The following is a 12,440-nucleotide window of genomic DNA, read 5'->3' as shown; positions in this document are numbered from 1 at the left end:
CAGCCGTGGGAGGAGCCGGGTGAACATAGCTCGACTGGCCGTCCGTGACGGGGTGCTGGCTGCGACCGTGACAGCAGTGACGGTCGCAGGCAGCATCGGCGCCAACGGGTGGCACGAGGGCCGCCCCGACCTGGCAGCCCGGTCGCTGGATGCCGGCGGCGTCGCCCTGCTGCTGCTCGCCGGGGGCGTGCTGGCCTGGTGGCGCCGCGCCCCGACGGTGACCATGTTGGTCACGTTCTTCGCGGTGACCGGCTACAACCTGGCCGGGTACCCTCCAGGCCCGGCGTACCTGCCGGCGATCGTCGGTACCTTCGCCGCCATCCTGTGGGGCCGTCGCTGGGTTGCGTACGCTGCCCTCGCGTGCGGGTACCTGCTGGCGGTTCGGCCACTCGTCGGCGACTCGGCCGCCGGTACGCAGTTCGGTCTCGCTGCCTGGCTGCTCGTGCTCGCCGGCGCGGCCGAGATAGTCCGGATCCGTACCCGGGCCCGGCGCGCCGAGACGGACCGGCGCGCCCAGGCGGCGCGGGCCGAGGCGGACGCGGCCCGCAGCCGGGCCAGCGAGCAACGGCTACGGGTGGCGCGGGAACTGCACGACACGCTCGGCCATCAGCTCGCACTGATCACCGTCCAGGCCAACGCCGGTCTCGGGATCGTCACGCGGGATCCGAGCCGAACGGCGGACGCGCTGCGCGCCATCAAGGATGCGGGCAACGCCGCGCTCGCCGACCTGCAGTTCGCGCTGGACACGCTGCGCGCCAGCGACGAAGGGACGGGGTATCCGGGCCCCGACGACGACGAAACACGGCACCCGGCGCCGCTGCTGTCGTCCCCGGTCGACCTCGCCCGGCTGCTGGACGGCGCGCACGCGGCCGGGATGTGCGCGACGCTGGACGCGGTTGGGCCGCGGCGGGTGATTCCCTTCGCCGTCGACCGTGCCGCGTACCGGATCGTCCAGGAGGCCGTGACCAACGCGATCCGGTACACCGGGGCGGGTGCGAACCTGTCGGTACGGATCGCGTACGAGGACAGCAGCCTGTCGGTAGTCGTGACCAACGACGGCGGCGGCCCGCGGCAACCCGCCGACGCGGCGGCGTTTGCGGCCGGCGCCCCGGCGGCGCGCCGGTCCGGCGGCATCGGGCTGGTGGGCATGCGGGAACGGGTGAGCGCGCTGGGCGGCCGGTTCGACGCCGGGCCGGATCCGCGGGGCGGCTTCACGGTGCAGGCGACGCTGCCGATCGGACCCAACTCATGAGGGAGGCCCCGGTGACTTCCGTGGTGCTCGTCGACGACCAGGCGCTCGTGCGGATCGGCATCGCGACGCTGCTCGGCTTGGAGGACGACATCGAGGTGGTCGGCCAGGCCGACGGCGGCGAGGAGGCGCTGGAGCTCATCACGCGGCTGCGGCCCGACGTCGTACTCATGGACATCCGCATGCCGGGTCTCGACGGCCTCGCCGCGCTCGCCAGGATCGTCGCCGACCCCGGTCTGTCCGGTGTGCACGTGGTCATGCTCACGACGTTCGCGATCGACGAGTACATCTTCGAGGCGGTCCGGGCCGGTGCCGCCGGGTATCTGGTCAAGAACAGCGAACCCGAGGAGCTGATCCGGGGCGTGCGCGCGGCGGCCAACGGCGATGCCCTCCTGTCGCCGGCGGTGACAAGGCGGTTGATGTCCGAGTACGCGACGCGGGCCAAGCTCGCCCCCGCGACACTGCGCCAGCTGGGCCAACTCTCCGCCCGGGAGCGCGAGGTGCTGGTGCTGGTCGCCGCGGGCCTGTCGAACACCGAGCTGGCCGAGCGGCTGTTCGTCAGCCCCTTGACCGCGAAGACTCACGTCTCCCGCATCATGACCAAGCTGGACGCGCGGGACCGTGCGCAGCTGGTCGTCGCCGCGTACGAGTCGGGGCTGGTGAGTCCCGGCTGGTCGGACAGCCCGCGACGCTGACCGGGCCGGACGCCCTCGACGAGCGCCGAAGGCTGCAGAGGTCGTCCACGGACACGCCGAGCCGCGCAGCAGCAGCCAGGCCGCCTCCAACGCCACGCTCATCCGCGATGACCACGACCAGGCCGGCGTAGGTCTGGATGTACAACCGGGTATCAGAGGTCCAGCGGCGCGCGTCGGTCCCTGCGCCCGTGCCCGGGTCCGCACAGGCGCAGGCCGCTGGCGGCCGACCTCCAGGGCGCAGTGCGCCAGGTGGAACAGCTCGCGGGCGTCCTCGTGCCCGGCTGAGCGGTGCGTTCGCCGGCCGGCTGCGGCCACCCCGCACGCACCCCGGCGAACCCGCCCCGGCGGCGAGCGACCGTTCCGGGGCGAATGTCGCGCGGCAGGCCTGGAACCGCCGTGCGCGGGCACAGTGTCGACACGGATGCCCGCCGCACACCATCTGGAGGATCAGATGCACCAGCTCGAACGCTGAGAGCGGCGACCGTCGACCAGTTCCCCCGCTGATAGACCAGGTGCCCGTCTGGGACGAGCACCCGGTCTTGCCGTGCGGATCTTATAGGTGACCCTCATAACAGACATCGACGTACCAGACCGGCGTCCAGTTGTACGAGGACCGGCTGTCATACGCGAAGCTCTGCACGAGGACGCTGAGGTTGGAATTAATCAGGTATGCGGGCGTCCCCTGCGTCTGGTTGTTCACCCACGAGCCCGTTCCGCCCCACGGCATGCCGTACCGGCCGCAGTTGTACCACTGCAACTCGTCACCCTGGAAGTTGGCAGAGCGATAGGCGCAGAACCAGCCGTTATAGGCGTACTGACCCTGGCCGAGGCAATGATCGCTGGGCGGGTTGGCTGCCATCGCCTTGACCGACAGGTCGCGCACGCTCAGCTCACCAGGCACCGTGGCGGTGTACACGCCACCGGGAAATTCGACCTTGTTTGCGGCCACCTGGCGGCCTCCATGAGCCGCAAGATAGTCGTTGATCTTTTGCTGCAAACCATCGGCCTGAACACGGCTCACGCCCGCGGACAGGGCCTGGCTCGTGTAGCGATTTGCTGGCGCGGCCATGGCGGGGGTGGGCACCGCAAGTGCGACGAGCAGGGCAGCCGCTGCCGCGAGAGGATATACAAGCGTTCTCATGCGGAAATGTTTCAACACGTACTCCAGGCACTCGTAACGGACAGGAACGTGTTGTGCTTGTTGACATCCCGCTGGCCAGCACTGGCAGGCTTTTAAGTCTGCCAATATGTGATGTCCGACGCATGGTAGCGCCAGTCACCGCTCCGCGCTGCCCGCCGAGGGGCGAATGTCGACGCCGCCTGAAAACTGGCTCTGGCACAAGTTCCCTGATGCTGTTGGTGATCTTGGATGTCAGTCGTCGGTCATAGCGTGGAACAGCTGTTGTAAACCGCTTCGTGGTCGTCGCCGTTGGTCGGTCCGGTGTTGAGCGAGTCGGACAATGTTGGTGCCGGCGGCGGTGAGGACGTGTCGGACGTGAGTCTTCGCGAGCCCACGGTATCGGCAGTGGCGTAAACCGTGTGCATGGACGGTTTCTGAGACGGTGGCCTCGCATCCGGCGCGCAGGCCGTAACGCCGTTTCCACTCGGGAGTCTGCTGTTGCGCTCGAGCGCGAGTCTGGAGTTCATGCAGCGGCTCGGGCAGCAGAAGCAGGTGCCGGCCTTTGCCATCAACGTTTCCCGTGCACTGCTTGCGGACGGTGCAGGCGCGGCAGTCCGCCCGCCGGAACAACACTGACAGTCGCGCCTTGCCATCCGCCACCGTCGGCTTCCAAGCCAAGGGCGACAGGCAACCCGGCGAATGGATCCCTCCCTACGCAGGTGCCCTGTGCCGGTATATCGAGGAGTGGGTTGCCGTCAAAACGCGGTGGGCGTTGAGCATCGACCCGGATGAGAAGACGGCGCTGGAGCAGTACGCCGAAGGCTGCACGGACACGCCCATCACCGTGACGCTGGCCAACCCCACCACGACCGACCAGCCCGCCGCAGCTGGGCAGCAGACCCCGTTCGACCGACCAGATTCAGATAACGGGTCGCCCGTGCCGTTGTACACGGAAGAAGTTGACGGGCTCGAGGTACGGAGAAGCCGCGGGTCACCGGACGTGCTCATCCTCGAGTACGGCCCGTGAGCAGGCTCAGCTCACCGTGAAGTCGCCCGCATCCCGCGTGTAGACGACCCGGTCCGGCTCGTTCATGGTGGCGTCGCGGACGAAGTCGATCGCCGCCGACCGACAAGGAACAGGTCGTAGCGGCGGTCCTTCGGCCTGAACAACACCTGTCCTTCGTGGACCTGCTCACGTTCGCCGTACGTCGCCAGGCAGGTCGAACTGCTCCGCGGTCAGCCCGGCCCCGGGGAGCCGCCGGCCACCGTCATGGCCTCAGAGCGTGACCGTCGAGCCACGCGAGCGTGTCGTCCGCGAGCTCGCGCCAGCCGTGGTCGAACGGTGCACTGTGACCGCGGTCCTCGTAGGTCCGGAGGTCGGCGGGCGAGCCTCCGCGGGCGTAGAGCCTGTGTGCCCCTCGCACCACGACGGCCGGCACGGTGTGGTCCTTCCCGTTGGCGATCAGCAGCAGCGGTCCCCGTTCGCTGCGCTGGGTGTCGACGGCGGTCGGCGAGCTCCTGCGCAGGTTGGCGGTGGACGCTTCGAACAGCGGGCGTCCTGGGGAGGGGATCGTGAGATCGCGGTGCAGCTCGGTGGACTCCTCTGGAGAGATCGCGTTGCCGAAGGAGTAGGCGAACTGACGCGCCGTCAGGGCCACAGCCTTGCTCCTGTTGGCAGGGTTCTTCAGCACCGGGAAGCTCGAGCGCAGCAGGCTGAACGGCACGGCGCGGATGCCCTTGATCGGCGCGGGCGAGATGCACACGGCCGCCGCGGCCAGGCCATGGTCCAGCAGCTTCTGCGCGATCAGGCCCCCGAACGAGTGGCCGACCACGATCGGCGCCTCGTCGAGGACCCCGACGACCTGGGTGTAGAAGGCAGTGACCTCCTGGACACCGAGCCCGGCGACCCGCTCGGGGTGGGACCTGGTGTCCGCGACGGTCTCTCCGTCACCTGGCCAGCCGGGCGCAAAGGTGCGGTAGCCGTGCCTTTCGAAGAGCTCCTGCCACGGGTTCCAGGACACGGAGTGTATCCACAAGCCGTGGATGAAGACGACGGAGGTAGTCATGGGCTCGACCTCGCTGGCTACGATCGGGGGGCGCGACTCGGAACCGAATGCGCTCAGACCAGGAACCTAGGAACCCGCACTGGACGACAAGTGGAGAGATCGTGGATGCCCCTCGCCGAGGATGGCCCTACGCTTGGCTTTCCGCGGGCCGTGCCGCTCGATGGATCGCGGTGACGACGTCCTGGTGCTTGAAGATCCTGGGGGTAGGCGGCCGTGAATACACGACAGCGGTTCGCGGCCGCGTCGGTCGAGCACCGGTCGCAGGACGCAGCCGCTATCCGCCTGCACATCCTGGGACCGATGCGGATCTGGCGCGACGGTGTCGAGCTGAGCGCCGGCCCGCGCCAACAGGCATATCTGCTCGCCCTGCTCCTCGCCCGGGAGGGGCGACCCATCAGCATTGACGAGCTGGTCGGCCTGATTTGGGGGGAGGATGCACCCGCCAGTGCCCTCAACGCCACCCACAAGTACGTCGGGGCCCTCCGGCGTCTGCTCGAGCCCGCCCTCCTCCATCGCAAGTCGGGTTCGTACATCCTGAGACGCGGAAGTGGGTATCTGTGTGCAGCTGGGCCTGGCGCACTGGACCTGGTCGACTTTCGGAGCCTGGTGGCATCGGCCCGGGTCCAGCTGGAGGAGCGCCGTGGCGACGTGGCCCTGGAGCTCTACCTCGAGGCTCTGGGGCTGTGGGAGGGCCCCGCTGGCGACGGCATGGTCCATGGTCCTGCGGCAACCGCGATCTTCGCGGTACTGAACGACGAGTTCTTCGAGGCGTGTGTTGCGGCAGCAGAGCTGGCGGTGACGCTGGGAGAGCCCGAACGAGTGCTGCCGCCGCTCCAGCTGGCGGCCGGGATGGCACCGTTTCACGAACCCGTTCAAGCGAGTCTCGTCACCGCCCTGGGTGCCGCTGGTCAGCAGGCGGCCGCTCTGGCGGTCTTCACCGAGGTGCGAACTCGGCTCGCGGAAGAGCTCGGCATCGACCCCGGCCACGCACTGGACTCAGCTCATCGGCGGGTCCTCAGGCAGAACCTGACGCGGGCGGACACGCGGGTTGCCTCCGACGACACCTCCGGTGACGGGCCCGGCCGAGCTGCCCCGCCCGCCGAAGCCTCAGCACCGACGCCCCGCAACATGGTGGGCCGTGTCGACGAGCTCGCCGTTCTGCGGGCGGCGTTCGCGGACGCAGCTGCCGGTGACACCGGGCTCGTCCTCGTCGAGGGTGAGCCCGGCGCGGGCAAGACACGGCTCCTGGAGGAGACCGCGACCGAGGCCGCCGAGCGCAACGCAATCGTGGTCTGGGGCTCCTGCCTGGAGGGCGACGGCGCTCCGTCGATGTGGCCGTGGATCCAGGTCGTGGACACAGTGCTCGGTCGTCTCACGCCCGCAGACCGGGACGATTGGCTCGCCGGTGAGCTCGGTCGTCTCATGACACCCCGCGACGACGCGGCCCCGGCGAAGACGGATCTGGAGAGCAGCGCACAGTTCCGGCTCTTCGAGCAGGTGCTGACTCTCCTCGATAACGCCTCCGCGCTGCGGCCTGTAGTGCTGGTCATCGATGACCTCCAGTGGGCCGAGCCGGTCTCGCTGCAGCTGCTGGGGCACCTGGCGTCACGGCAGCCCAGGCGCACTCTGGTCCTCGGCGCCCTCAGGGACCGCGCGCCCGTGCCGAGTGCCGAGCTGGCGAAAATGCTCGCCGCGATGAGCCGACTGCCCCACCACCGGCGCATCCTGCTCGGCCCGCTCGTCCTGAGCGAGGTCGTCGAGCTGGTACGCCGCGAGACCGGCCACCGGCCCTCCGACGCCGCTGCTCGCAGCGTGCTGAACCGGACCGCCGGCAACCCGCTCTTCATCCAAGAGCTGTCCCGCTTCCTGTCCGACGGCGGCGAGCTCACCGAAGCAGCGGCAGCCCAGCCAGGAGTCCCCGCGACTGTGCGAGACATCGTCCTCGACCTCGTGTCGAGCCTGGACGAGCACGCCAAGGAGCTGCTCCAGCTCGCTGCGCTCATCGGTCGGGACGTAGACCTCGGGCTGCTCGCCCGCGCCGCCGATCTCGACATCCACACGTGCCTGGGCCGGCTGGAAGCGGTGGAAGGACTCGGTCTGCTCGGGCCGGCACCGGGTGATCCCTTCTCGCTGCGCTTCGCCCACGACCTGGTCAGGGAGTCCGTCTCCGCCGCCATCGCGCCACAACGGGCCGCCGCCAACCATCTGCGTATCGCTGACACGCTGGACGGCGGCCTGGTGGACGACTCCGTCGTCGAGCGGCTCGCCTTCCACCTGTGGGCGGCAGGCCCGCTCGGGGAACCGGCGCGAACGGTGGCCGCACTGATGCGAGCGGGTCGGCGTGCAGCGGTCAAGACGGCCCTCGGGACTGCCGAACGGCAGCTCCGATCTGCCATCCAGGTTGCGCGGACGGCCGGCCTGGCAGAGCTGGAGCTCGCCGCGCTCTCGGAGCTCATCTCGGTCGTGCAGATGAGCTCGCCCACCAGCAGCGCCGTGATCGAGCTCCAAGAACGTGCCGAGGGCCTGGCCTTCAGCATGGGACGCCAGGAGGAGGCCACCGTTCTCCTGTACTCGCGGTGGATGGCGTTCGCCTTCGGGACCCAGTACGCGCGCGCGGGGAGCCTGGCCAGGCGGCTGCTCGACGAGGGCAGCACCTCCTCCATCCCCGTCGTCCGGGCACTCGGCCTGCAGGCGTGGGGGCTCCAGGAGGTGAGCGCCGGTCGCGTCGGAGAAGGCCTCCGCTACCTGACCGAAGCCAACCCCGGCCAGCTCATCGTTCCGGCCAAGCGCGCCGACGACCTCGTTTGGTACAACCAGCAGCTGTCCGCACTCGGGATGCTCGCCGAGACGACCGCAGCGTACGGCGACGTCGTGGGGGCCCGGGCCCTGCTCGACAAGCTGGAGTCCATGGCTGGTGAGGACCCCTACAAGATCACTATCTGGGCCGGGCACTCGGCAAGGACCGCATCGGTCGTCGGGGACCCGGACTGGGTCGTGGCCGTGACCCGCAAGGGCATCGCCGCGGATCCGGATCTCTCCTTCGGGTTCTTCGGCGTGTACCAGCGCCTGGCCCGCCTCTGGGCCTTGGGCATGACCGGTCACGACCCCGGTGGCGCCGCCACCGAGCTGGAGGAGCTCATTCGCCGCCACCTCATCGACCCCCCACGCATGAGCATCGCCACGTGGTACGGCCTCCTCGCAGAGCTGCGGTTGGCCGAGGGAGCGGTGGAGCAGGCTGCGGCCAGCCTGGGGCTGGCCGAGCAGGCCATCGATGCTGTCGGCCAGCGATACGCCGAGGGCCTGATCCTGCTCATCCGGGCACGACTTCTCCAGGCCCAGGGACAGCCGGGCGCGGTGGTCAAGGCCGCCGCCGAGGCAGCCAGAGACCTGGCGACCTCCCGTGAGGCGCACCTGTTCGCGCGTCGCGCCGAGGAGTTCATGGCCGATGTAGGTGCGGGTCCGGCGTGACTGGCATGGACGTGGTCCCTGTCGTCGCGACTTGATTTCTGCGACTGCACCGCGTGAACACATTGGTCACTTATTCTCCACAGCCCCTCCTTAGCGTCGGCGGCGATGAAACCCATCCCGTCCACGGCCGCTGACGGCGGCCACCCAAGGAGAAGCCATGTCTGACACACCCACCGTGGTCCTAGTCCACGGGGCCTTTGCCGACGCCTCCAGCTTCGGCCGCGTCATCCCGGACCTGCTCACGGAGAACATCCCGGTGCTGGCCCCGGCCGTACCGAACCGCGGCCTGGCCAGTGACGCCGCGTACATCGCCTCCGTCGTACGCCAGATCGACGGCCCCGTCCTCCTCGTCGGACACTCCTACGGCGGCGCGGTGATCACCGTGGCCGGTATCGAGGAGAACGTCGTCGGACTGGTCTACCTCGCCGGGTACGTCCTGGACGAGGGAGAGAGCCTCGGCGAGCTGCAGGCCCGCTTCCCCGCTTCGCCCCTGGCCGAGGCACTCGTCTACACCCCGTTCCCGGTCGAGGGGTCCGACGAGCCCGGCATCGACGTCTCCGTGGACGTCGCCCGCTTCCCCGAGATCTTCGCCGCCGACGTGGACCCCGCCCTGACCCGGGTCCTGGCCGTCTCACAACGACCTCTCGCCGGCGCCGCTTTCGCCGAGCCGGCCAGCGCAGCCGCGTGGAAGACCAAGCCCGCCTGGGGAGTCGTCGCCTCCGCCGATCTCGCCATCAACCCCGACGTCGAGCGGTTCGGCTACGAGCGCGCCCAGATGAAGGTCACCGAGGTCGACTCCTCCCACCTGGTCATGCACGCCCACCCGGGTGAGGTCGTCGGAGTCATTCGAGAAGCCCTCGCGTCCCCCGCAGTCTGACAGGTCCAAGGAGCAGACATGAAGATCTTCCCATCACGGCACCTGCGCAGGGTCGCGTTGCCGGCACTCGTCGGCATGCTGGTCATCACCAGCGTCCTCGCCACCCAGTTGATCAGCAGCGCGGACACTCGCGCGTCCGCCACGTCGGCATCGGCCTCGAGCAAGCCCAAGCCCACGATCGTTCTCGTCCACGGCGCCTGGGCGGACTCCTCGGGATGGTCCAAGGTCATCCGTGGACTGCAGGACCGGGGCTACCAGGTCCTCGCGCCCTCGACCCCCCTGCGCGGACTGCGCGAGGACTCGGAGTACCTCGCCGCGTTCCTGCGTGACCGGACCACCGGACCAGTGCTCCTGGTCGGTCATTCGTACGGCGGAGCGGTCATCACGAACGCCGCCAGGTCGAACGACGATGTGGAGGCGCTCGTATACGTCAACGCGTTCGTTCCCGACGAGGGGGACAGCATCCTCGGTCTGCTCGACTCTGAGCATCAGCTCGACCCCGCTGACCTCTTCGACTTCGTCCGCTACCCGGGCGCCGCGGAGGGCGACGTGGACCTCTACCTCAAGCAGGACGTCTTCCCGAGTGCGATCGCCAATGGAATCCCGGTGGGCGATGCGAAGGCGATGGCCGCGGCTCAGCGGCCCGTCACCCTCAGCGCGCTCACGGCCGCGTCCGGGGCCCCGGCGTGGAAGTCACTGCCGAGCTACTACCTGCTCGGGACCGAGGACCATATCGTCCCGGTCGCCTTGCAGCGCTCGATGGCCGAGCACGCGGGCGCAGCGATCACCGAGGTCAAGTCCGGGCACCTCCCCATGGTCACCAGTCCCAAAGCCGTCGAAGCCCTGATCGTCAAGGCCGACCGGTCAACCCCGACCGGATAGGCGAAGCACACCACGAGCCATCGGGCCGCCGGCGCTGATCGCGCCGGCGGCCTGAGGAGGGGCAACAATGAGCCGCAGCTATCACAAGATCGCCTTCACGGAGCCCGTGTTGGACGCCCAGGTCGAGTACGGAAGCCGTACTGCCATCGAGCGACTGAACCATGGACCTGGCCCGTTCCACGACCCGCTGGGCAGCGCCGAACGCGAATTCGTCGCCGAGCGGGACGGGTTCTACCTGGCGACGGTCTCCGAGAGCGGCTGGCCCTACGTCCAGTTCCGTGGGGGCCCACCCGGATTCGTGAGCTCCCCCGATGAGCACACCCTTGCTTGGGCCGACTACCGAGGCAATCGTCAGTACATCAGCACAGGCAACCTGGGGCACGACCCTCGGGTGTCCATGATCTTCATGGACTACGCCCGGCAACAGCGCCTGAAGGTCTATGGCGTCGCAAGGATCAGCGACGTGCGCCAGGCAGGACCGTACCCAGGTCCGCTGGCGGTCCCGGGCTACCGGGCGATCGTCGAGCGCGAGGTGCGCGTCGAGGTGACGGCGTTCGACTGGAACTGCCCTGCGCACATCACTCCGCGGTACTCGGCGGAGGAGCTCGGGCCTGTCCTGGAGCCGCTGCGGCGCCGCGTCGAGAACCTCGCGACGAAGAACCGTCTCAACCCGAGTGAGGACCAGTGAACGACGACACCATCCTGGGCAGGATCGCCGCCTTGGTCGAACGTGAGCACGAGCTCCGAGGTCACCGAGTCGCGTCTGTGCACGAACGACCCGAACACGACGAGCTGCAAGCTGTCGAGATCGAGCTCGACCAGTGCTGGGACTTGCTCCGCCAGCGTCGCGCGAAGCGCGAGTTCGGGGGCGACGCAGAAGAGGCCCTACCCCGGTCTGCGTCCGTGGTCGAGCGCTACTGGCAGTAGAACGTGACGGGAAGGTGCATGCGTCACGGGAGTCGATCAGGTCGCTGCCATGCTCTTTGGTCGCGGTGTTGACCACCGACCGGATCCGCCATCCCTCGACCGCCAGCGTGGTCACCAACGACGCCTGGACGTCGGCCTCGGTGTGCCACTCCCCCCGTCAACTCCGCTGGCTTCTCTTCGACGCGGTCACCCGGCGCCGCGGGCCGAGCCTGCCTCGCCCGCGGGTAGGAGGCGCTCCGCGCCGCGCACTACCCCGCGCAGCGCAAGCCGCTGGACCCGACCGCGTTCATCGACCAGCTCCGCGAGGAGATGCGGACCGAACTGGCCGCCATGGACACGGCGCTGCCCAGACTGGCCTGGCTCGAGCCCGACCGCGCTGTCCTCTTGTGCCGCGTCCTTGAGCCCGATCAGTGGTGCCGGCGCTGTGGCTGCGAAGGCGCACCGCGCGACACGGTGATCCGCCGTCTCGCGCACGAACCGCTCGGCTGGCGACCGATGATGCTGGAGGTCGTCGTTCGCCGCTACCGATGCAGCGACTGTGGTCACGTGTGGCGACAAGACACGTCGAAGGCGGCCGAACCGCGGGCGAAGTTGTCGCGTCACGGGCTGCGATGGGCGCTGGAAGCGATCGTGGTCCAACACCTGAGCGTCGCCCGGATCGCCGAAGGCCTCGACGACGCCTGGGACACCGCCAACAACGCAGTGTTGGCCGAAGGCCGACGCGTCCTGATCGATGACGAGCACCGCTTCGACGGCGTCAAGGTGGTCGAGGTCGACGAGCACGTGTGGCGCCACACCGGGCGCGGCGACAAGTACGTCACCGTGATCATATCGACCTGACCGGCATCCGTGACGGCACCGGACCCGCGCGGCTGCTGGACATGGTCGAGGGCCGCTCCAAGCAGGCTTTCAAGACCTGGCTCGCCGACCAGGACGACACCTGGCGTGAGGGTGTGGAGGTCGTCGCGATGGACGGGTTCACCGGCTTCAAGTCCGCAACTGCCGAAGAACTCCCCGACGCGGTCGCGAACGTAGGTGTCTTCCGACGGTCCCGTGCGGCTTGGTGCAGGTCGGCAGGGGAGACGCCGAGGCGGTCAAGCAGCAGCAGGGCGGCGTCGATGTCGGCACGTGCGGCAGTCATGTGCCGTCACCGCCC

The 12,440-nt window shown here is 69.1% G+C and carries 11 protein-coding genes and 1 pseudogene; 9 read left to right on the top strand and 3 right to left on the bottom strand.

The annotated features are described in order from the left end of the window. Nucleotides 1–76: 76 nt before the first annotated feature. Both ACPPVO_RS43420 and ACPPVO_RS43415 read left to right on the top strand, forming a co-directional pair. Nucleotides 77–1,252 carry a sensor histidine kinase gene (locus ACPPVO_RS43420; protein WP_426504383.1) on the top strand — a complete coding sequence of 392 codons (1,176 nt, stop codon included), beginning with the start codon at nt 77–79 and terminating at the stop codon, nt 1,250–1,252. 11 nt (nt 1,253–1,263) lie between these two features. Further along, nucleotides 1,264–1,944, top strand: a complete 681-nt coding sequence (locus tag ACPPVO_RS43415; protein WP_426504382.1) for a response regulator — start codon at nt 1,264–1,266, stop codon at nt 1,942–1,944. Nucleotides 1,945–2,497: 553 nt separating this feature from the next. Here the strand turns inward: ACPPVO_RS43415 and ACPPVO_RS43410 are convergent. After that, nucleotides 2,498–3,085, bottom strand: a complete 588-nt coding sequence (locus ACPPVO_RS43410; RefSeq protein WP_426504381.1) for a hypothetical protein — start codon at nt 3,083–3,085, stop codon at nt 2,498–2,500. 231 nt (nt 3,086–3,316) lie between these two features. Beyond that, nucleotides 3,317–3,697, bottom strand: coding sequence for a transposase (locus ACPPVO_RS43405; protein WP_426514805.1), 381 nt, complete (start codon nt 3,695–3,697; stop codon nt 3,317–3,319). Here ACPPVO_RS43405 and ACPPVO_RS43400 point away from each other — a divergent pair. Then, nucleotides 3,654–4,091 carry a hypothetical protein gene (locus ACPPVO_RS43400; protein WP_426514941.1) on the top strand — a complete coding sequence of 146 codons (438 nt, stop codon included), beginning with the start codon at nt 3,654–3,656 and terminating at the stop codon, nt 4,089–4,091. The two genes, ACPPVO_RS43405 and ACPPVO_RS43400, sit on opposite strands and share 44 nt — an antisense overlap. 241 nt (nt 4,092–4,332) lie before the next feature. Here the strand turns inward: ACPPVO_RS43400 and ACPPVO_RS43395 are convergent, their stop codons facing one another. Next, nucleotides 4,333–5,130 carry an alpha/beta hydrolase gene (locus tag ACPPVO_RS43395; protein WP_426504380.1) on the bottom strand — a complete coding sequence of 266 codons (798 nt, stop codon included), beginning with the start codon at nt 5,128–5,130 and terminating at the stop codon, nt 4,333–4,335. A gap of 300 nt (nt 5,131–5,430) precedes the next feature. Here ACPPVO_RS43395 and ACPPVO_RS43390 point away from each other — a divergent pair, with 300 nt between their 5' ends. From ACPPVO_RS43390 to ACPPVO_RS43365, 6 genes and pseudogenes are all read left to right on the top strand, one after another. Next, nucleotides 5,431–8,598 carry an ATP-binding protein gene (locus tag ACPPVO_RS43390; protein ID WP_426504379.1) on the top strand — a complete coding sequence of 1,056 codons (3,168 nt, stop codon included), beginning with the start codon at nt 5,431–5,433 and terminating at the stop codon, nt 8,596–8,598. 157 nt (nt 8,599–8,755) lie between these two features. After that, on the top strand, nt 8,756–9,475 hold the full coding sequence (locus ACPPVO_RS43385; protein WP_426504378.1) for an alpha/beta fold hydrolase: 720 nt from the start codon (nt 8,756–8,758) through the stop codon (nt 9,473–9,475). Nucleotides 9,476–9,493: 18 nt separating this feature from the next. Further along, on the top strand, nt 9,494–10,357 hold the full coding sequence (locus ACPPVO_RS43380; protein WP_426504377.1) for an alpha/beta fold hydrolase: 864 nt from the start codon (nt 9,494–9,496) through the stop codon (nt 10,355–10,357). A 67-nt stretch (nt 10,358–10,424) separates the two neighbouring features. Beyond that, entirely contained in the window at nt 10,425–11,045 is a 621-nt protein-coding gene (locus ACPPVO_RS43375) for a pyridoxamine 5'-phosphate oxidase family protein (RefSeq protein ID WP_426504376.1), read from the top strand. After that, the gene (locus tag ACPPVO_RS43370) at nt 11,042–11,284 is read left to right on the top strand and encodes a DUF2630 family protein (protein ID WP_426504375.1); all 243 of its coding nucleotides are present in this window, start codon (nt 11,042–11,044) and stop codon (nt 11,282–11,284) included. The genes ACPPVO_RS43375 and ACPPVO_RS43370 overlap by 4 nt, the downstream gene beginning before the upstream one ends. Nucleotides 11,285–11,644: 360 nt before the next feature. Beyond that, nucleotides 11,645–12,345, top strand: a pseudogene (locus ACPPVO_RS43365) (ISL3 family transposase); the annotation flags it as partial. Nucleotides 12,346–12,440 lie beyond the last annotated feature (95 nt).

The sequence above is a fragment of the Dactylosporangium sp. McL0621 genome (genome assembly GCF_049995355.1).
In the GTDB taxonomy this organism is placed as follows: domain Bacteria; phylum Actinomycetota; class Actinomycetes; order Mycobacteriales; family Micromonosporaceae; genus Dactylosporangium.
The sequence above is the reverse complement of the archived record's forward strand: the minus strand, read 5'-3'. Positions and strand labels throughout refer to the sequence as shown.

Bases quoted from the DNA above. Each gene is read 5' to 3' on its own strand.
- ACPPVO_RS43410 (WP_426504381.1), bottom strand. From the start codon at position 3,085: ATGAGAACGCTTGTATATCCTCTCGCGGCAGCGGCTGCCCTGCTCGTC.
- ACPPVO_RS43395 (WP_426504380.1), bottom strand. From the start codon at position 5,130: ATGACTACCTCCGTCGTCTTCATCCACGGCTTGTGGATACACTCCGTG.
- ACPPVO_RS43390 (WP_426504379.1), top strand. From the start codon at position 5,431: ATGCGGATCTGGCGCGACGGTGTCGAGCTGAGCGCCGGCCCGCGCCAA.
- ACPPVO_RS43385 (WP_426504378.1), top strand. From the start codon at position 8,756: ATGTCTGACACACCCACCGTGGTCCTAGTCCACGGGGCCTTTGCCGAC.
- ACPPVO_RS43380 (WP_426504377.1), top strand. From the start codon at position 9,494: ATGAAGATCTTCCCATCACGGCACCTGCGCAGGGTCGCGTTGCCGGCA.
- ACPPVO_RS43375 (WP_426504376.1), top strand. From the start codon at position 10,425: ATGAGCCGCAGCTATCACAAGATCGCCTTCACGGAGCCCGTGTTGGAC.